Genomic DNA, 21,375 nt, shown 5'->3' with positions numbered 1-21,375 from the left:
AAAAATGACTTAATGAGCGAAGCAAATGACTTAATGCCCTATTATTTATTCAGAACGTAAGCTTTTAACCGGGTTTGCCAGCGCCGCTTTCATCGTATTGAGGCTTACTACTATCAGTGTAAGCAATAATATTAGCATGCCAACGGCGGCAAATAACCAGATACTGATATTAATGTGGTATGTATACTTTTGAAGCCAGTTATGCATAACCCACCAGGTTAAGGGTACCGCTATTACAAAAGCCACCAGTACCAGCTTCAAAAACTCGGTAGATATAAGTATCAGCAATTGCTGAACGCTGGCACCTAAAACCTTGCGGATACCGATCTCTTTAAACCGTTTTTCGATGGTGAAAGAAGCCAGACCTGCCAATCCAATACAGCAAAGAAAAATAGCTAACCCGGCAAATATGTTGGTTATGCGACTGATCAGCTCTTCTGTAAGGAATTTCTTACCAAATTCCTGGTCAACAAAATGATATTCGAAGATATCGGCAGGGCTGTATTTGGTGTAAATGCCCTGAAGTAATTGAACACCTTGTTGTGGCGTTACTCCTGGGTTTAGCCGGATATCGATGTACCCGGAGTTGTTTTTATCCGCAAAAACCATCATCGGATCAACCGGGACGTAGGGTGAGGACATCACCACATTATCAGTGATGCCGATCACGGTAAATTTCTTTGAGCCATATTGCAATTGCATGCCAAGCGGTCTCTTAACCTGCATAGCCTCAACCGCCGCCTTATTCAATAATACGGCCGATGTATCAGATGGCATGCCGGTAAAATCGGTTCCCTGCAATACCTTGATACCCATAGTTTTTATATAGTTAACATCGGCGGTCATATTGGAGAATATGATATCGGCATTAGCTGGTCTGCCTGCCCAGTTAGGTGGCCCTGAGCGCCATGATATTTGGGTTACCATTGCCGATGTACGGGTAACGCTGTTGATAATGCCCGATTTAAGCAGGTCGTTCTTTACCGCGTTGAAGCCTTTGTCTGTATTGGCTGTAGAAGGTATCATGATCAGGTTATCGGGATTATAACCGATGTTCCGGTCTTTAACATGTTGGATCTGCCTGTAAACAATAATGGTGGCCGAAATCAGTAAAATCGAACCTATAAACTGAAACACTACCAGGATTCTTCGCGGCGTAATAGCCCCTTTCCCCGCCACAAATGTGCCTTTCAATACTTTAACAGGGTTAAATGACGACAGGTACAGTGCAGGATAACTACCCGAAACTAATCCCGTAAATAAAATAATGATCAATGCTCCCATCCAAAATATAGGCTGGTTAAAGTTTAACTGCAATTGCGCCCCTATCAGTAAATTAAACTGAGGCAGCAACAGATATACGCAAAGCAAAGCGCAAATAAAGGAGGCGACAACCAAAGTCATCGACTCGAAAAAAAATTGCAATACCAGCTGACCTTTGCCCGAGCCTAAAGTTTTGCGTACCCCTACTTCTTTAGCCTTTTTCTCTGACCGTGCTGTAGATAAATTCATAAAATTAACACAGGCAATAAGCAGGATGATGATAGCGATGATGATAAAGAAGCGGACGTACTCTATCATGCCGCCTGTATTTTTTCCATCCTTGAAATCGCTGTACAGGTGCCATTTGCTCATGGGGAAGGTAAAGTATTTACTGATCTTATCCGGGTTATGCTGAAACATTACATCGGTGATATATTTATCAACCTGTGCCATGTTTGCGTTATCGGTTGTTTGGATATAAACCTCCCACGATGATCCCTGCCAACGGTTAAGCGCATCTTTAATGCCTGGATCTGATAGATTATATGGCGCTATAAAATCAAATTGTTGCGAAGCATTATTCGGTGGATCGGCTACCACAGCAGTTACCTTGTACGATAAAGCATTATCAACCTTTACCACTTTGTTTATAGGGTCGCCATCGCCAAAAAGGGCTTTCGCTGTTGAAGCGGTAAGCACAACCGATGTGGGATCTGCAATTGCAGTAGTGGCATCGCCCTTAATAAAATGCCACGAAAACATATCAAAATATTTTCCGCTAACCTGGTAACCCTGTTTTTTGATCTTAACATCGCCAACATTAAACTGATGCTGCTCAAGATGTGATGTCATTACCGCGTTTTTAATCTGCGGGTACCCACTTTCTAACGCTTTGGCCAGTGGAAATACCATATTAGGATCGGTAAAGATGTTGTTCTTAAAATCGCGGTTAGCGTAAATCTGATGTATGTTCTTATAATTTTTGTGGACCTTATCATAAGCAAGCTCATTCTGCACCCATAAAAAAATAAAAATGGTACAGGTTATACCAATAGTAAGCCCAAGTAAATTGGTTATTGAGAACGCCCGGTTACGGTTGAGGCTTCTCCATGCTATTTTAATATAGTTTTTAAACATACCTTTAGTCATTTTATCATCGGGTCATTAGGTCATTTTTTTCTTATGTCATTGAATCATTAGCTCATTAAGTCATTTTTTGAATTTCCCGATGACCTAATGACGCGCAGCAAATGACTCAATGACTATCTACTCAGATCGTAAACTTTTAACCGGGTTGGCCATCGCAGCCTTTATAGATTGAAAGCTTATCGTTGCAAAAGCGATAATTAGCGCTATTACGCCGGCCATTACAAATACCCACCACTGAATGCTCACCCTAAAGGCGAAATCAAGCAGCCATTTACTCATGGCATACCAGGCAATCGGCAGGGCAATTACCGCAGCTACGATCACCAGCTTCAAAAAGTCCTTCGATAATTCTGTGACAATTTGCGGGATGCTGGCACCAAGCACTTTACGCACACCGATTTCTTTTACCCGTTGCGATATGGTGAAAGCCGAAAGCCCGAATAAGCCTAAACAGGCTATGAATATAGCCAGACAAGAAAATATGGTGAATAAATGGCTCTGCTGTTGCTCGCTGTTATATAATCTTTGAAAGCGCTCATCAAGAAAAGTATATCGGAAAGGGGTTTCAGGCTGATATTTTTTCCAGGTTTGTTGTATAGTTGCCAATGCCGCATCCGTATTGCTCCCACCAATTTTAATCGAAACCTTGCCGTAATTATTATTTGCAAATGAGGGCATCTCCATCAGTAGGGGAACAATGTTTTGGTGTAATGATTCAAAATGAAAATCGTTAACCACCCCAATTACCTTTCCTTTTGTGCTACCGTAGCTCATATCCCGGCCAATTGCATTCTCGGGCGTTTTCCAACCTAACACTTTTACTGTTGCTATGTTGATCACAAAATTATTGCTATCGGTAGCAAAATCGCGGCTGAAATTCCTGCCCGCTGCCATCTTGATACCATAGGTTGGGATAAAACCATAATCGGTATTGATACACTTGATATCGGCTTTAACCGGCAGTGGTTTATCGCCATCAAAAACAGAAGCGCCCTGATCATCCAATAATCGTCCGGATGGGATACGCGACGAACGGGCAACATCTTTTATCACCGGATCCCGGAGTATATCAGCTTTAAAAGCTTCAAACTGGTTAGCAGGAATACCTGGTATTGTTAATAAATGATCTTTATTAAAACCCAGTGACTTAGTTTGGATATACCTTAACTGCTGAAAAACTATGGTAGTGGCAACAATAAGGATAATAGAAATTGAAAACTGTACAACTACCAATACTTTACGGAACGAGATATTTCCTGATCCTACTTTAAGGATCCCCTTTAACACTTTTATCGGCTTAAACGACGACATAAAGATAGCCGGATAAATACCACTGATGAGCCCGATGACCAATGGCAGCAACAATACAGCAGATAAAATTGATGGTTTAAATAAACTGTCGATAGATAAACCAAGCTCCGAAAGCCGATTAATAAGCGGCAGCAATGCCCAGGTTAAGATCAATGCCAATACAAGCGAAAAATAGGTTACCAGTACCGATTCGCTTAAAAACTGGGTAATGATCTCTTTTTGCTGTGCACCAATCACCTTACGGATCCCTATCTCCTTAGCACGTAATGTTGAGCGTGCAGTTGAAAGGTTCATGTAATTGATACAGGCAATCAGCAAAATAAACAATGCTATGGCCGAAAATATGTAAACTCTTTTGATGTCACCGTTTTGTTCTACCTCGTCGTCAAGGTGTGAGTGAAGGTGAATATCCAGGAACCTTTGGATGTGCAGCTGGGTAAATTTTGACTGGCGTGGCTGCCCGGGAAAATTCATGTATTTATCTATGAAAGCCGGAAACTGCGAACTGATGTGATCAATATTATAATTATCGGGCAATAACAGGTAGGTAAAAAATGAATTATTGCCCCAGTTGGTTCTCAATGCATTCCGTCCATAAACTCTGTCGTCGTTTAGCGTATTGAATGACAACAGCACTTGTGGGTGCATTTGGGAGTTAGCCGGGAATGGCTTGAAGATACCGGTAACTTTGAAGTTAAATTGGTTATCAAGCCTGATCTCCTTATTTATCGGGTCTTCGTTGCCGAAGTATTTGTGTGCCATCTCTTCGGTCATCATTACCGTATAGGGTTCGCTGAGGGCGGTTTTAGGGTCGCCGGCCAAAGTTTTCAGATCGAAGAATTTAAAAAAGTTTTCATCGGCAAAATACGATCCCATTTCGGTGAACAATTTCTCCTTATAGCGTAAAACCACATCACCGTTAGGAAACAGGCGGGTAACCATTTTAATGTCCGGGAACTCGTTTTTAAGCAGCGGACCAAAAGGGGGCGCCACGGCTCCCAAATGCAGGTTAACAATACCATCGGCTGTATTAAAGCTCCGGCTTACCCTGTAAATATTAGGTGCATTATGGTTAAACTTATCATAGCTCAACTCTTTAACTATATAAGTTAAAATAAGCAGGCAACAGGTTAACCCAATGGTTAAACCAAATATGTTGATGAACGAGATAAATTTGTGCCGGGCAATATTGCGAAAGGCACTGCGTAAATAGTTCTTTATCATGATTTATATCATTAAGTCATTGATTCATTTGGTTATCATGTCATTTTTGCCTGCGTTTCAATGACCTAATGACGCAAAGCAAATGACTTAATGAACCGCTATTCAGAGCGTAGGCTTTTAACCGGATTAGCCAAAGCTGCTTTAACCGATTGAAAGCTTATGGTTATAGCAGCCACAATTAACGCTATGGCCCCAGCTAATAAAAACACCCACCATTGTATGCTGATGCGATAGGCAAAATCCTGAAGCCATTTGTTCATGGCAAACCATGTAACGGGGAATGAGATGACCGATGCAATAACGATCAGCCTCAAAAACTCCTTCGATAACATAACTGTGATACTGCCTGTTGATGCTCCAAGCACCTTGCGGATACCGATCTCTTTAACCCTAAGCCTGATCATAAAGGCAGCCAGGCCAAATAAACCTAAACTGGCTATGATCAGTGCCACACATGAGAATACCGTAAATATTTTCCCTGTTTGCTGCTCGGAAGCATAAAGCGAGGCATATTGCTCATCAAGGAATGAATAGCTGAAAGGTGCTTCAGATCTGAAATTATCCCATTCGGTTTTAATATTGGCGATAAGCGATTTTACATCAGCAGTTTTGATCTTTAAGATAATTGCACCCGTGCTATGACCTGATAACAACATTAATGGCGCAATTTTTTGCCTGGCGGAAGCATAATGAAAATCCTTCACTACGCCCACAACGGTATACTGCGTACGGGCCGAGCGTACAATTGTTTTACCAATCGGGCTTGCGTTACCCCATCCCAAACCTTTTACTAAAGTTTCATTAACCACCACTGACATGGAATCGCCGGGGAAAGATGGATAGAAATTACGACCATTGACCACTTTTAAACCTAAGGTAGGTACATAGCTTTCATCAACATGGTAAATGTTAGTATGAATCTCGGCATGACCACCTTTATCATCAAATTCTTTTGCATCGATCTGCGTTCCGTCGACACCGCTTGATTTACCGGGCACACTGCTTGATATAGTGGCGTTTAATATCTGCGGATTGCGCAAAAGCTGATTTTTGAAGGCATCCGCATTTTGACCAAGGGTATAGGCATCATTAATTATCAGCACCTGGTCTTTATCATAGCCCAGCTTTTTGTTTTGCATATAATGCAATTGCTGATATACCACAAAAGTTGATATGATAAGTGCCGTTGATACCGCAAATTGGAAAATGATCAATCCGCTGCGCAATATACCTTTGCCTTCGGATTTTGCAGCACTGTTGCCCTTCAACACAGCGATGATCTGGAATGATGACAGGAAAAATGCCGGGTAAATGCCTGCCAGGATACCGACCACAAAAGCTGTAAACAGTTCAACGATCAATGCTTTAGGGCTCAGGAAGAATCCGAGCTCAATATGTTTTCCGGCTAAATTATTGAACAATGGCAATAACAGGTATACTATACCTAAGGCCAGCAACAAAGCCCCGAAGGTAAGCATAACCGATTCGGTAAGAAACTGTGAAATCAGTCCGCTTTTCTCAGAACCCAGTACCTTGCGGATGCCTACTTCCTTTGAACGCCTTGCGGAACTTGCTGTTGACAGGTTAGTAAAATTGATACAGGCCAGTATCAATATAAAAGCCGCTAATGCGCCGAAGATGTAAACGTAATGAATATCGCCGTTAGGTTCCAGCTCATATTTAGTTGCCGAATGCAGGTGGATCGCGCTTAATGGCTGTAAATAAAACAGGAAGGTATTAACAGATTTGCTTGCCTCGGCTGTGCTTGTCCCCATATCATGAGCAATTTCGGGCACCACAAACTTTCTTACCATTTCGGGGAAAGCGGCCTCCAACTTTTTAGGATTAGCATTTTTATTTAATACGATATAGGTAAAAAAGCCTATGTTGCTCCAGCTTTGCTTTTCATGTTCAACAAAGGGGGCCATATTCAAAAACGCATCCCCATGAAAGTGTGAATCATCAGGTACTTTGTCAATTACACCAGTTACTTTATAAGGCTTACTATCAATGGTGACCGATTTACCAACTGCTTCCTGATTACCAAAATATTTGGTAGCCATAGCCCTGGTGATCACCATGCTGTTAGGTTCAGTAAAACAGGTTTTATCATCCCCATCAATCAGTGGTATCGAAAACAGGCGCAGGAAATTGGCATCCACCTTTTGTACACGCTCTTCCTTAAACTGCCTGTCGTTATATTTAATAAAAACCGGACCGCGACCAGCAAGTCTCGTGGTTTCCAGCACTTCGGGAAACATGTTTTTAATACCCTGCCCTACCGCAATATCAACCATAGGATATTCGCTTACGCCATTATTTTCAATGGAGCGCAAGCCAACCCGGTATATTTGTTTAGCTTGCTCAGGGTATTGGTCATAATTTAATTCACTGTACACATAAGCACAGATAAGCATACAGCAAGCCAGTCCTACAGACAGGCCGAATACATTAATAAACGAAAATATCTTGTTGCGCTTTAAACTTCGCCAGGCGGTTTTGATGTAGTTTTTGATCATGAGTGTACGGTTAACCTGTATAATGGTTTTAAAATGCATACCAATAAATCAATAAGTTAATTATCAATTAGTTACAATTAAATATCAAATACAACTGTACGAAGACGTAACACCATGTGTACGATTATGATACAATTTAATCAAACAAAAAAGGCCTGTCAGTTTTAAATGACAAGCCCTTTATATTATACTTTTAACCTTGCTTAGTTTACAGTAAGGTTCACCCGGCCATTGCCCCTTACTTCAACAAGAGCACCGCCGCCGTTAAGCTTGCCATCTACCCTTTCTTTGTCTTTGTTACCAGAAAAGTTCTCCGCAAGATTGCTTTCTATTTTATCGCCTCGTACATCAAGGTTAAGACCTTGTTTTGATGGCAATTGCAGATCAACATGGCCCGAGCTTACATCAATTTTAACAAATTTACCTACACTGATAAACTGTGCATGAAAACTGCCTGCGCTTGTTGAAGCGTCAAGGCTGCATGACAAATCGGTAAGGTTAATGCTGCCGCCCGATGTGCCGGTAATAAAGTCGCCATCAATTTTATTGCCATTGATGCTGCCGCCGCTGGTAGTAGCTTTGATATCGCCTTTTAAACCATCAAGGTGTAAGCTACCACCAGATGTTTCCAACCTGATATGCCCCATACAATTGCGGGCTTCAATGCTGCCTCCTGAAGTTTCCAGGTCGATATTTTCCTTTGAATCGCTTACGTGAATGCTGCCGCCTGATGTACGGCCTTTGATATTACCGGTTATTTTATCCAGGTGTAAGCTGCCCCCGCTGGTTTCAAACTGTTGAGTGCCGGTTAAATTATCCAGGTGGATGCTGCCACCGCTGGTGTTTAGGTTGGTTGCCACATTGCCGGGCACATACACGCGGAACGAAATGCTCAGTGATTTTTTCCAATCCCAGTTATTATCTTTTTTACTTTTGGCTTTGGCATGAAGCTCGCCGCCATTAACATCGATGCTCAGGTCATAATTTTCATCAAGACGTTTTTTGATCTCTTCTTTCGACAGATCGTTATTACCGTTATTTCCTTGTATAAAAACCTCTACCCTTGGCTCTTCACCTGATGCACCGCTAACAGTAATACTGCCGCCCGATGTATTAACAAACACATTTTTAACCGACTGGCCTGATAATGATTTGGTGAGGTATGGTGTTTTCTCGTTATTTTGTGCTAAAGCGGCACTGCCTGTACAGGCTACAAATAACACAAGTAAATACTTTTTCATAATAATGATCTTTGGTTTATATATACAAGACCAAGTCATTTGCTGATACGTTGCATAGCGATGAAAATAAATCTGGAGATGACGCACAAAGAGCCCGTGAGGACACGGGCTCGGGAATATTTTATATTTTCAACTAACCTCTAATCTCCAATCACTAACTACTCGCTTCTCAAACTCCTTATAGGATTTGCCAGCGCCGCCTTTAATGATTGGAAGCTGATGGTAACCACGGCTATAACAAACGTAAGCAAAGCCGCCAAAGCAAAGATCCACCAGTATAAAGGTGTTTTGTAGGCAAAGCTTTGCAGCCATTTATCCATACAGTAATAACCTAAAGGGACAGCGATTACCGTAGCTAATAACACTGGTTTGAGCAGATCTTTAGATATCAGGATGAGGATATTTTGTACCGATGACCCTAACACTTTACGAACCCCGATTTCCTTGGTTCGTTTAGCTGCGGTAAATGAGGCCAAACCAAACAAGCCCAAACATGCTATAAAGATTGCCAAACCTGAAAATATGCTTAACATGGTTTGCTGCCTGATATCGTTACGATAAGTAGTATCAAATTGCTGATCAAGAAAACTGTACTCAAAGGGATAAATAGGTGCAACTTCGGCGTAAGTATTTTTGATGGCTGCTAAACCAGCCTGGATATTGCCAGGTTTTAATTTGATCACGGCTACGCGCCTGTCTTCGCTTGGTGATATGACCAGGGCATCCATGTTTTCTTTAAGCGAAAGGAAATTAAAATCCTCCACCACACCTATAATAATGCGGCGGTTATTATCACGCACTGTGTTTTTAATCCATTTACCGAGGGCTTGTTGCGGTGTAAATCCAAGCTCCTTCGCGGCTGTACGGTTGATGAGCACGGAGTTGGTGGTATCGGTAGCAAATTGCGGTGAAAAATCCCTCCCGGCGATGATCTTCAACCCGAATGTTTTTACGTATTCAAAATCGGCATATTCAGTTCGTGATTTAAATGTTTCGTGCTGACCTTCCACATTAAAACCCTGTATATCAAAGAAACCGCCCGGCTCGCCCGACATCAGAGATACAGATTTCACATAATCAGAATTTTGCAGCTGATGTTTAAAGGTTTGCCTGTGATCATAGATATCGTTATTATCAATCTTCACTATAACGGTTTGTTCCTTATCATAGCCCAATGACTTATTTTTCACATACCGCATTTGGTTAACGATCACAATAGTACCGATAATAAGCAATACAGAAATGCTAAACTGAAACACTACCAGCGATTGCCTGAAGAACGACCCGCCTTTACCCAGCTTAAGCTTACCTTTCAAGGCCTCAATGGGCGAAAACGCCGACATGAATATAGCCGGGTAACTTCCGGCAAGGAAACCCACAAATATAATAACCGCTAAAAGGAACAGGTAAATCGGCGCACTGTTCCATGACACAGTAAGATCATAGCCTAAAAGCGCGTTATACGAAGGCATCAGCAGAAATAACAAACCTATAGAAAGCGCGCATGAAATGAGGGCCAGCAATAATGACTCACCGATAAACTGCCATACCAAATGATTTCGCAAAGCGCCTAATACTTTACGCATGCCTACTTCTTTCGAGCGCTCAACCGCGCGGATGGTCGCCAGGTTCATAAAGTTGATACAGGCAATGATCATGATGAGCACCGCTATCGAAATAAAGATAAACACCACCGTTTTATCGCCATGTTTTACGTTATCAAACGTGGATGCATTTTCAAAATAAATATCTTTGAAAGGTCTTAAGTTCAGGTAAAATTTGGTGCCGAAACGCTTCATATCCTCGCCCATATACTTCTCCATAAATTGCGGGAAGCGGCTTTCTAATGCGGCGGGGCTGCTATGTTCATTCAGCAACAGGTAAACAAACAAACCATTATTGATCCATACATTAAAGCCAGGATCGCGGGTGTAATTGGCTATCGGCACCACAAGGTCAAAATCAAGATGCGAGTTGGAAGGTACATCTTTGGCGACACCTGTTACCTTTAATTGCAGGCGTTTATCCATCTGTACCACCTTACCCATAGCATTATCGATACTGCCGAAATACTTTTTAGCCGTGGTTTCGGTAAGTACCACACTCCCCGGATTGTTTAAAGCCGAAGCTTTATCGCCCCTGAGTAGCGGGAAAGTAAACAAGCTAAAAAAATTGGAATCAGCTGCGTAAACCTTTTTTTCATTAAATGATTTTTCGCCAAAAGAGACCAAATTATTCTGTGGTGAAACGCGTACAGCCATTTTTATGTCCTGTGGAAAATCGTTCAGCATAGCAGGCGCATAAGGCCCCGAAAGGTATGAAGTAGGCGCCTTCGATTTATCAAAACCGCGCATTACCCGGTATATATTCTTGCCCTGCTTATGAAAATTATCTACGCTAAATTCATTCATGATATACAGGAATATCATCAGGCAAACGGTTATCCCCATGGTTAACCCTAAAATATGGATCAGCGAAAATGCCTTATTGCGATAAAGGTTCCGCCATGCTGTTTTTATATAGTTTCTTATCATTGGTTCATTAGTTCACTTGTTCATTAGTTTATTGGTACTTTCATATTTGCTTACCAGTTTTACTTGTTCCGCGTTCAGTAATGAACAAGTGAACCGGTGAACATTACTCACTCTTCAAACTTTTCACCGGGTTGGCCAACGCTGCTTTAATTGATTGAAAGCTGATGGTTACAAAAGCTATTAATATGGCAACTGCCCCGGCTATAGCCAATACCCACCATTGGATATTTACGCGGTATGCAAAATCCTGCAGCCATTTGTTCATCATAAACCAGGCAATGGGCGATGATATTAAAATAGCGATGAATACCAGCTTTATAAAATCCTTCGACAACATGCCGACGATTGTGGTTACACTGGCACCCAAAACTTTCCTGATCCCTATTTCTTTATTGCGTTGCTCGGCGGCATAAGCGGCCAATCCAAACAAACCAAGGCAGGCTATCAATATGGCCAGCGCGCTAAATGAGATAAAGAGCTGCCCTATCCGTTGTTCTGAACGATAAGTAGCATCAAAATCTTCATCCATAAACGAATAGGTAAATTGATGATTGGGTGCAAGCTGCTTCCATTTCGTTTGTACCTGGTCTATAAAAGCAGGAATATTTGAGGGTTTGATGCGCACGCTTATTGCTCCGTAATCATCTGCATAAACCAAAGCTGCAGGTCCTATTTTATCCTTTAATGAGCTAAAATTGAAATTCTTCACCACCCCAACAATATGATACGGCTGGATACCATAGCTGTCGCGGTAAACAGTTTTGTTAAGCGGGTTCTTTTCTCCATACATTTTCACAAATGCTTCGTTAACAATAATAGCGGCACTATCGGTAGCCATTTGGGTTGAAAAATTCCGGCCGGAAATAAGCTTGATACCCATGGTATTGATATAATCTTCATCAACGGGCCAAAACTCGGTAAGCATGTCTTTTTTTATGTCGATAATCTGGTCGGGGAACAAACCGGTCATATTCCTGTCCTGCCCGGTTGGGGTATATAATGACATTGTCGCGTTAACTACGCCGGGCATGCGGCTGATTTCCTGTTTCAGAATTTTGGCTTGCTTGCCCAGCACATTGGTATTTCTCACCACCAGCACCTGGCTCCTGTCGAACCCCAGGTTTTTATTATGGATAAAGCTAAGCTGGTTATAAATTACAAGTGTGCCGATGATCAGGAATATAGAGATGGAAAACTGGAACACCACTAAAAAGCCCCTTAAAAAACTGCCTTTAAAACCTGTAGCCAGCTTGCCCTTCAATACTTCGATAGGCTGAAAAGCCGACAGTACAAATGCGGGATATGAACCCGCAAGAAAACCTACTACCAACACTACAACAACCAGCGACGGAAACAGCCAAATTGCCGACTGTGACGTAAACGCCAATGTTTTGCCAGACATTTGGTTAAAAACAGGCATTAACATCCAGGCCACAACCACGGCTATTACAGTAGCAAGCAAGGTAACTAAAACCGATTCGGTTAAAAACTGCGCAATAAGATATTTACGGGTAGAGCCCAACACTTTACGCACCCCAACCTCCTTAGCCCGGTTAGCCGAGCGCGCTGTTGAAAGGTTCATGAAGTTGACACAGGCTATCAGCAATATAAATACGGATATTACCGAAAATATGTACACATATTGCATACTACCGCCTTTATCAAGTTCATAAAGGCTTAGCGAACGTAAATGAATATCGGTCACCGGCTTTAACTCTATTTTCAAATAATTACCATTTGATGTCCATACTGATGGATTAAAAGAGTTTTTTTCATCTACTTTGGTGAGCTCCGCCTCAAGCTTCCTGACATTAGCCCCTGGCTTTAATAACAGATAATTATGTACGCCACTAAAACCCCAGCCATGCTGGTGGCTTTCAGGTATCGATGAAAATGATAAAAAGAAATCATACCTAAAATGTGACTGTGAAGGCAGATCCTTTATTACGCCGGTTATTTTGTAAGTGCTGGTATCATTAATGGTTAAGGTTTGCCCAACCACATTCACTTTATTAAAATACTTTTTAGCAGTACTTTCGGTAATTACTGCCGAATGTGGTTCGTTTAAAGAAGTTGCCGGATTCCCATCGATCATTGGCAGGGTAAAAACATCAAACAGGTCTGATTCACTAAATACTACATTCCTTTCCTGGATGTTTTCATTTCTATTTCTGACAAAAAACTTTTGAGGTGAAAGAAATAACGATGTGGTTGGGATTATTCTTGCAATCTTTTCAATTTCGGGAAAATTACCCTGCAAAGCAGCTTTAAAAGGTTCGCCCGAACCGGCGTATGATCCTTCACGCCCGTTCAGCTTAACGTTTTCAGTAAGCCGGAAAATCCTGTCGGCCTTGGTATTATATTTATCATAACTTAGCTCATCAGCCACAAAAAGCACAATAAGCAGGCAGGTTGCAAGGCCAACCGATAAGCCCAGTACATTAATTGCTGTAAACCCCACGTTTTTGCGAAGCGAACGAAAAGCCGTTTTGATATAATTCCTGATCATGATTAATTGAGTTATTCAGTTATTATTTACTTAGCTGCGCCTAAATAGTTACGGAAATCCGGATTAAATTATTCGTTTTTTAAACTCCTCACCGGGTTAGCCAGTGCCGCCCTGATGGATTGAAAGCTGATGGTCACAAAAGCGATCAGTACGGCTAAAAAGGCCGCTAATACTACCACCCACCACTGTATATTTTGGCGGTACGCAAAACCCTGTAACCATTTCTGCATGGCAAACCAGGCAACCGGGATAGCAATTACAATGGCTATGATCACCAGCTTGATAAAATCTTTCGACAGCATACCCACAATATTAGCCACATTGGCACCGAGTACTTTGCGGATCCCGATCTCTTTGGTTCGTTGCTCGGCAGCATAGGCTGCAAGGCCAAACAAACCTAAACAGGCTATGATAATTGTTAAACTGGTAAAAATGATGAATATAGTACCCATCTGCTGTTCGGCTCGATATGATGAATCAAAGTCGTCATCCATAAACGAGTACTCAAATTCTTTTCCGGGCTGGATAGATTTCCATTTATTTTTGATCAGGCCCATTAACGAGGTAATATTGGCCGTATTCAGTTTTACACTCAAAGCGCCGTTATCCTGGCCATACATCAATATTACCGGGCTTACATTGGTCCGCAACGAGGCGAAATTGAAATCCTTAATTACACCGATGATATGAAACTCTTTAAACGTTTTGGCCATATTATCCATCGGCAAAAACATGGATTTATTAAGCGGGTCGCGTACACCCATCAGTTTGGCAGCTGTTTCATTGATGATCATAGCGGCCGAGTCAGTAGGCATCTGGCTCGAAAAATTACGGCCTTTGGTTAGTTTAATATCCAGCGTTGACAGGTAATGATCATCAACCATCCAGGTTTGTGCCAGTACCGCTTTTTTGGGGTCGAGGCTTCGTTCCTGGAAAACGCTGCTGCTGTTCCGGTAATCTGATGTTGGTAAAAAGCCCGTCATGGTAACACCTGTTACTCCGGGTAATTGCTTTACCTCATCCCTAAAAACCTTGCTTTGGTCGCCAAGATTATATACCCCATGTACCACCAATACCTGGCTGCGGTTATAACCCAGGTCTTTGTTTTGAATATACTTAAGCTGATTGTAGATAACCAGCGTGCCGATGATCAGCACTATCGATATAAAAAACTGGAATACCACCAGCGAGCTACGCAACATCCCCCCTTTAAAACCCGAAGATAATTTCCCTTTTAAAACGTCAATTGGCCGAAAACCGGAAAGGAAAAACGCAGGATATGAACCGGCCAGGAAACCGATAACCAATACTGTTGCCAGTAAAGCAGGCACCAGCCATATCAGCGAGCTTGTATTTAGTCCGATGTTTTTGCCCGAGATATTATTAAACACCGGTAATAAGAAATAAGCCGCTACCAACGCGATTACCGTGGATACGAACGTTACCATCATGGATTCGGCCAGGAACTGTGCCACAAGATATTTGCGTTGCGAACCAAGCACTTTGCGCACCCCAACTTCGCGGGCACGGTTGGCTGAGCGGGCTGTAGAAAGGTTCATAAAGTTTACACAGGCAATGAGCAATATAAAAATAGCCACGGCTCCGAATATGTACACGTACTGGATGTTCCCGTTATGATCCAACTCCGACATGAGGTTTGATTTAAGGTGGATATCCAACAGTGGCACCAGGGCTAACTGGTACCTGTTACCTCCGCCCTCAAAAGCTTCAAAAGTTAAATGCAGGATACTTTGCAATTGCGGCCCTGCATACTTGCGCATCAATGAAGGAAGCTTAGCTTCAAACTTTTTAACATCTACCCCTTGCTTAAGGAGCACATAAGTATTAAAGTTATTGCTGAACCAGGCGTTATCCTTACTTTCCTGTGTAGTGGTCATCGAAAGGATAAAGTCGTAATTAAAGTGCGACTGTTTAGGCATATCTTTGATAACGCCGGTTACTTTATATAACTCATGCTCATTGAATGTAAGGGTCTTGCCAACAGCCTGGGTAGTGTTAAAATACCGTTTAGCGGTAGTTTCGGTTATAACCACCGTTTTAGGCTCAATAAGTGCCTTTTTGGGGTCACCGGCTATCATAGGAAGCGTAAATACATCAAACAGGGTCGAGTCGGCAAGGATCACCTTGTTTTCATGAATATTTTGGGTGCCTTTTTTTACATTATAACCACCCCGTTGCAGCAGGCGCACGGCCTTCTCAACTTCCGGATAATCATTTTGAAAGGTACCCGCAAGCGGCGCGGGTGAACTGGCGTAAGTTTGATCAATCCCGCCAAACTTGATCTGCATATTGGCGCGATAGATCCTGTCGGCTTTAGAATTGTATTTATCGTAACTGAGTTCATCAACAACATAAAATACAATCAGCATACAGGTAGCCAGCCCAAGCGCCAAACCCAATACATTGATAGCTGTAAACCCCACATTTTTCCTTAATGTGCGGATAGCGGTTTTAAGGTAGTTTTTTATCATGATAAAAAGTTCATTGGTTCAATGTTCATTAGTTCATTGGTAACAGTTGCACAACTGCTAACTGCTACTGCAAACTGCCTACTCGTTCTTAAGGCTATTAACAGGGTTTGCCAGGGCTGCTTTCACAGATTGGAAACTCACCGTAACCACAGCTATTAACATGGCCCCTGCACCGGCCAGTACCAACACCCACCATTGTATGCTGATACGATAGGCAAAATCCTGCAGCCATTTATTCATTAAGTACCAGGCTACCGGTGTTGTTATGGCGATGGAGATTAATACCAGTTTTATAAAATCTTTAGATAAAGTGTTTACTATAGCTGATACGCTTGCACCGAGCACCTTGCGGATGCCGATTTCCTTTGTACGCTGTTCTGCGGCATAGGCCGCCAAGCCAAACAGGCCAAGGCAGGCTATTGAAATGGCCAGTACTGTAAATATGATGGATATGGTACCTGTACGCTGCTCAGTACGGTAGTTAGCATCAAAATCCTGATCCATAAATGAATAGCTAAACTGGCTCTGGGTCAGGCCCTGCCATTTGTTTTTTATCTGATCGATAAGTGCGGGAAGGTTTTTAGCATTTACTTTAATGCTCATGCTCCCCATATCATCGCCCAGCAAAAACACTACCGGGCTGATATTTTCCCTTAACGAGTTAAAGTTAAAATCCTTAATTACGCCCATTATATGATAAGGCTTCATATGGTCGCGGTTGCCATCCATATTACGGTAAAGGATTTTGTTGACAGGATCTTTATAGCCTAAAAACCGGGCGGCTGTTTCATTGATCACCAGACCGGTAGAGTCGGTTGGCATCTGTTGTGAAAAATTACGACCTGCAGCTATCTTCATACCAAGCGTGTTTACATAATCTTCGTCTATATTCCAGCTTTGAGGAAATAAGGCTTTCTTCTGATCAAGCGAAGCATCTTTATAAAAAATGGATGTGCTGCGCATGTGAGCAGTTGGCAGGTAACCTGTTAAGGTAGTATTAACCACGCCGGGAAGCTGCCTCACCTCGTCCTTAAATGTTTTGGCATGGCTGCCCAACTCAAATGCCTTATTTATAATCAATACCTGGTTACGGTTATAGCCCAGGTTTTTGGTTTGAATATAGCTAAGCTGGTTATAAATAACTATAGTGCCAATGATCAAAAATATCGATATAGAAAACTGGAAAACCACCAGCACACTCCTGAGCATACTACCCTTAAAACCACCGGCCAGTTTACCGCTCAAAACATGGATAGGCTGAAATGCCGAAAGGAAAAAAGCGGGATATGAACCCGCCGCAAAGCCTACCACCAGCACAATAACCAGCAATGCAGGCAACAACCAGGCTAATGTTTGCGAGCCCACCACCAGTTCCTTCCCGGCCACATGGTTAAATAACGGCAACAACATCAATACCGCAAAAAAAGCTATCACAGCCGCCGCCAGTGTAACCAATACCGATTCGGTTAAAAACTGGGCTATTAAATATTTACGTGGCGAACCTAAAACTTTACGTACCCCTACCTCCCGGGCGCGGTTGGCCGAGCGCGCAGTTGAAAGGTTCATGAAATTGATCCCTGCTATAAGCAGGATAAATATAGCAATGGCCGAAAATATGTAAACGTACTGCACCGACCCATTGCTATCCAAATCGCCGGTACGGTTGGAGTGCAGGTGGATCTCGGTTAAAGGAGTAAGGTTAAGTCTGAAATAGCTGCCGCTTTTTTCAAAAGCATCCATGTTCATGTGCAAGCCAGCCTGCATTTCGCCTTCGCTGTATTTTTTCAGGAAGGCAGGGAGTTTCTTTTCAAACAACTTATAATCAGTTCCGGGCTTAAGCACTGTATAGGTAACATAATCGCTCCGTAACCATTGCCCCGAACGGCTATCCGGCCAGCTGGCCATCGATACAAAAAAATCAAAATGAAAATGTGATTGTTTCGGAATATCTTTTATTACGCCGGTAACCTTCAATAATTGGTTATTATCAATAGTGAGCGATTTGCCTACAACATCGGTGCTGCTAAAATATTTTTTGGCAGTAGTTTCAGTAATTACAACGGTGTTCGGCTCTTTTAAAGCCGTAGCAGGGTTACCATTGATCATGGGCAGTGTAAACACATTAAAAACCGACGGATCGGCAAAAACGGTGCTGTACTCCAGGATACTTTCATTTCCTTTCTTTACATGGAAACCACCCGAAGCCTTAAGCCGCGCAGTTTCCTCCACCTCAGGAAAATCTGTTTTTAAGGCTTGTGCCAGCGGTGGCATGGCAACTGCATATAAAACATTATTTTCGCCGAGCTTCAAATCTTCATTAATACGGTACGTGCGATTAGCCTTGGTGTTGAAGCGGTCATAGCTCAATTCATCAGCCACATATAACACAATCATTAAACAGGTGGCCAACCCAAGGGCCAGTCCCAATATATTTATAACCGTAAACCCCACGTTTTTACGCAGGGTGCGGAATGCTGTTTTTAAGTAATTTCTAAACATGGTTCATTGGTTCAATTGTTCATTAGTTCATTGGTGTCGCATTGCATAACTGCTAACTGACTACTCACTCTTAAGGCTCTTAGCCGGATTAGCATTTGCCGCTCTTATTGATTGTACGCTTACTGTTACAAAAGCGATGATCACTGCAAGAACGCCCGCAACCGCGAAAATCCACCAGTTAACGTCAACGCGGTAAGCAAAACTTTGCAGCCATTTGCTCATACCATACCAGGCCAGCGGCGAAGCTATCAGCGTAGCTATTACCACCAGTTTCATTAAATCTTTAGACAACAGGGTAACTATCGAGGTTACACTCGCGCCCAAAACTTTCCTGATACCAATTTCTTTTACCCTTTGTTCGGCAGTAAATGTTACCAGCCCAAACAAACCGAGACAAGCTATGCTGATAGCCAGTATGGTAAATATGAGCAGGATGTTGCCCTGCTTTTGTTCTGATTGATATTGTTTGGCAAAATTCTGGTCGAGAAAATGAAACTCTATCTTGTTTTCGATATCGAAACGACCGTAAACTTTGCTTATATAATCCAGCGTAGCAGGAATATTATTTTTGCCGATGCGGATATACATATTGTCTTCATCGTTGGCGGTGAACGGCAGATACAACATCATTGGCGCTACTTTATGCTGTAACGAATAGGTGTTAAAATCTTTTACCACACCAATTATTTTCCGGCTTAACACATTGCCCTTATCATCTACACCAACCCGCACCGAACGGCCAACGGCATCTTTCCACCCCATTTCGTTAACCAGTGTTTGATTTACGATGATGGCTTCCTGCCGGTCAGTGCTCATCTCTGAAGAAAAATTGCGGCCTTTGGCAAGTTTAACCTGCAGAGTTGGAATAAAATCCTCGTCAATAATGAGGTTCTCTACTATTTTTGATTCGGAATTGGCCTTTCCATCAGCGCCGATATTAAATTTACTTGATCCTATATCATTATTACCGATAGGGTTGCCGGCGATGCCCACAGCCTCAACAGCCGGATTTTGCAACAGCTGGCTTTTAATAGCGGCTATTTTTGTCCGTGCCGATTTATCGCTGATATGGAAAGTAAGCGTTTGGGCTTTATTAAAGCCGAGATCTTTATTCATTACATAATGTAGCTGCCGATAGATGATACACGATCCTGCTATCATCACAATGGTAATCACAAATTGAAACACCACTAATGATTTCCTGAACATGATGGTAGCAGCCTGGCTGCCCATTTGTCCCTTCATAGCGGCGATAGTCCGGAAACCCGAAAGGAACAGGGCGGGATACAGACCGCTCAAAATACCGGTAACAAAAGCAAATAAGATAAATGTCGTAGCCGTTTTACTCAAACCAAACTGCAGCAAAACCAGGTTTTTACCTGATAGTTGGTTGAAATAAGGCAGTAAAAACTGTACCATTACTGAGGCTATGAGGGCGGCAATCAGGGTAAATAAAACCGATTCGGCAAAAAACATCATGATCAGCTGTTTTTTACTTGAGCCGATCACTTTACGTACACCAATCTCCCTGATCCTGATGGATGAACGGGCGGTGGTAAGGTTAACATAATTGATAACTGCAATAGCCAATATCAGCAACGCCACAATGCCAAATACATATACATAAGTGATATTACCGTTGCTGCCCAGCTCATAATCAAGGTTTGAGTTAAGATGGATAGACGTAAGCGGTTGTAGCTCCATGCTGTACTGCATAGTACCAAGCGAACCTTTTAGATACTTATTGAAAAAAGCTTCAGATCCGGCTTCTATCTTTTTAAAATCATCATGATTTTTCAGCAACACATACGTATAAATATGAGAGTTGCCCCAGCCATCGGTATAGCCATCAGGCAATGAGCGTAAAGCGCTAAAGGTGAATTGTGAGTTTGATGGTACGTCATCAATTACACCTGTTACAGTGCTTGGATTATTTTCAATAAGTACCGTTTTATCCAAAGCATCGGCAGTGTTACCAAAAAGTTTTACGGCCAGTGTTTTAGTTAGTACGATGCTTTGCGGTTTGGTTAAAGCGGTATTAGGATCACCGGATAAAAAGTTGTGGGTAAACAGATTAAAAAATCCTTTATCGGTAAATAACATCCCTCCTTCGTTGATCTGCTTTTCGCCGTACGTTATTTTGCCGCCACCCTCAGCATCAATGCGAATGGCATCTTCTACTTCGGCATAATCATTTTTTAAAGCGGGGGCATATGGCGGCGAGGTAACCGCAAGGTTGAATTTGCCACCATTCCAGGTGCCATGTTGTACCACACGAAAAACGCGGTTGGCTTTTAGGTTATAACGGTCATAACTCCATTCATCAACCACATAAAGGCTGATAAGCCAGAAAGCTGCAATACCGGTAGCTAAGCCGAAGATATTGATAAACGAAAAAACCTTGTGTTTGATGAGGTTTCTCCAGGCTATTTTTATGTAATTACGTAACATAGGTGAATGGTTTATACAGCTAAAATATTAAAACCCGTACCAATTATTTAATTTATTAATAATCAATTACTTATATAAAAACCATCCATTTATAACCGTACGATAATGGAACACCTGTAGTGCGGATGCGAACGATTGTTTTCAGGTGAAAGGCTTTAAAAATTGGGACTTTACTTAATCACA

Annotated in this window: 9 protein-coding genes; all 9 read right to left on the bottom strand. The window is 42.2% G+C overall.

Features of this window, described 5'->3' with window-relative positions; translation table 11 throughout:
* Nucleotides 1-45: 45 nt before the first annotated feature.
* Complete coding sequence (locus ACFFGT_RS12330; RefSeq protein WP_377022839.1) at nucleotides 46-2,400, bottom strand: ABC transporter permease; 2,355 nt, start codon at nucleotides 2,398-2,400, stop codon at nucleotides 46-48.
* Nucleotides 2,401-2,529: 129 nt separating this feature from the next.
* Nucleotides 2,530-4,947, bottom strand: coding sequence for an ABC transporter permease (locus ACFFGT_RS12325; protein WP_377022838.1), 2,418 nt, complete (start codon nucleotides 4,945-4,947; stop codon nucleotides 2,530-2,532).
* 98 nt (nucleotides 4,948-5,045) lie between these two features.
* The gene (locus ACFFGT_RS12320; RefSeq protein WP_377022837.1) at nucleotides 5,046-7,505 is read right to left on the bottom strand and encodes an ABC transporter permease; all 2,460 of its coding nucleotides are present in this window, start codon (nucleotides 7,503-7,505) and stop codon (nucleotides 5,046-5,048) included.
* Nucleotides 7,506-7,669: 164 nt separating this feature from the next.
* The gene (locus ACFFGT_RS12315; protein WP_377022836.1) at nucleotides 7,670-8,707 is read right to left on the bottom strand and encodes a DUF4097 family beta strand repeat-containing protein; all 1,038 of its coding nucleotides are present in this window, start codon (nucleotides 8,705-8,707) and stop codon (nucleotides 7,670-7,672) included.
* A 158-nt stretch (nucleotides 8,708-8,865) separates the two neighbouring features.
* Entirely contained in the window at nucleotides 8,866-11,241 is a 2,376-nt protein-coding gene (locus ACFFGT_RS12310) for an ABC transporter permease (protein WP_377022835.1), read from the bottom strand.
* A gap of 103 nt (nucleotides 11,242-11,344) precedes the next feature.
* Nucleotides 11,345-13,750 carry an ABC transporter permease gene (locus ACFFGT_RS12305; RefSeq protein WP_377022834.1) on the bottom strand — a complete coding sequence of 802 codons (2,406 nt, stop codon included), beginning with the start codon at nucleotides 13,748-13,750 and terminating at the stop codon, nucleotides 11,345-11,347.
* 68 nt (nucleotides 13,751-13,818) lie between these two features.
* The gene (locus tag ACFFGT_RS12300; protein ID WP_377022833.1) at nucleotides 13,819-16,242 is read right to left on the bottom strand and encodes an ABC transporter permease; all 2,424 of its coding nucleotides are present in this window, start codon (nucleotides 16,240-16,242) and stop codon (nucleotides 13,819-13,821) included.
* A gap of 78 nt (nucleotides 16,243-16,320) precedes the next feature.
* Entirely contained in the window at nucleotides 16,321-18,741 is a 2,421-nt protein-coding gene (locus tag ACFFGT_RS12295) for an ABC transporter permease (RefSeq protein WP_377022832.1), read from the bottom strand.
* 60 nt (nucleotides 18,742-18,801) lie between these two features.
* Nucleotides 18,802-21,192, bottom strand: a complete 2,391-nt coding sequence (locus ACFFGT_RS12290) for an ABC transporter permease (protein ID WP_377022831.1) — start codon at nucleotides 21,190-21,192, stop codon at nucleotides 18,802-18,804.
* Nucleotides 21,193-21,375: the final 183 nt, after the last annotated feature.

Origin of the sequence: Mucilaginibacter angelicae, from assembly GCF_042434235.1 — a bacterium.
Lineage (GTDB): Bacteria > Bacteroidota > Bacteroidia > Sphingobacteriales > Sphingobacteriaceae > Mucilaginibacter > Mucilaginibacter angelicae.
This window is presented reverse-complemented; position numbering and strand designations above follow the sequence as displayed.

Bases quoted from the DNA above. Each gene is read 5' to 3' on its own strand.
- ACFFGT_RS12310 (WP_377022835.1), bottom strand. From the start codon at position 11,241: ATGATAAGAAACTATATAAAAACAGCATGGCGGAACCTTTATCGCAAT.
- ACFFGT_RS12300 (WP_377022833.1), bottom strand. From the start codon at position 16,242: ATGATAAAAAACTACCTTAAAACCGCTATCCGCACATTAAGGAAAAAT.
- ACFFGT_RS12330 (WP_377022839.1), bottom strand. From the start codon at position 2,400: ATGTTTAAAAACTATATTAAAATAGCATGGAGAAGCCTCAACCGTAAC.
- ACFFGT_RS12320 (WP_377022837.1), bottom strand. From the start codon at position 7,505: ATGCATTTTAAAACCATTATACAGGTTAACCGTACACTCATGATCAAA.
- ACFFGT_RS12290 (WP_377022831.1), bottom strand. From the start codon at position 21,192: ATGTTACGTAATTACATAAAAATAGCCTGGAGAAACCTCATCAAACAC.
- ACFFGT_RS12295 (WP_377022832.1), bottom strand. From the start codon at position 18,741: ATGTTTAGAAATTACTTAAAAACAGCATTCCGCACCCTGCGTAAAAAC.
- ACFFGT_RS12325 (WP_377022838.1), bottom strand. From the start codon at position 4,947: ATGATAAAGAACTATTTACGCAGTGCCTTTCGCAATATTGCCCGGCAC.
- ACFFGT_RS12315 (WP_377022836.1), bottom strand. From the start codon at position 8,707: ATGAAAAAGTATTTACTTGTGTTATTTGTAGCCTGTACAGGCAGTGCC.
- ACFFGT_RS12305 (WP_377022834.1), bottom strand. From the start codon at position 13,750: ATGATCAGGAATTATATCAAAACGGCTTTTCGTTCGCTTCGCAAAAAC.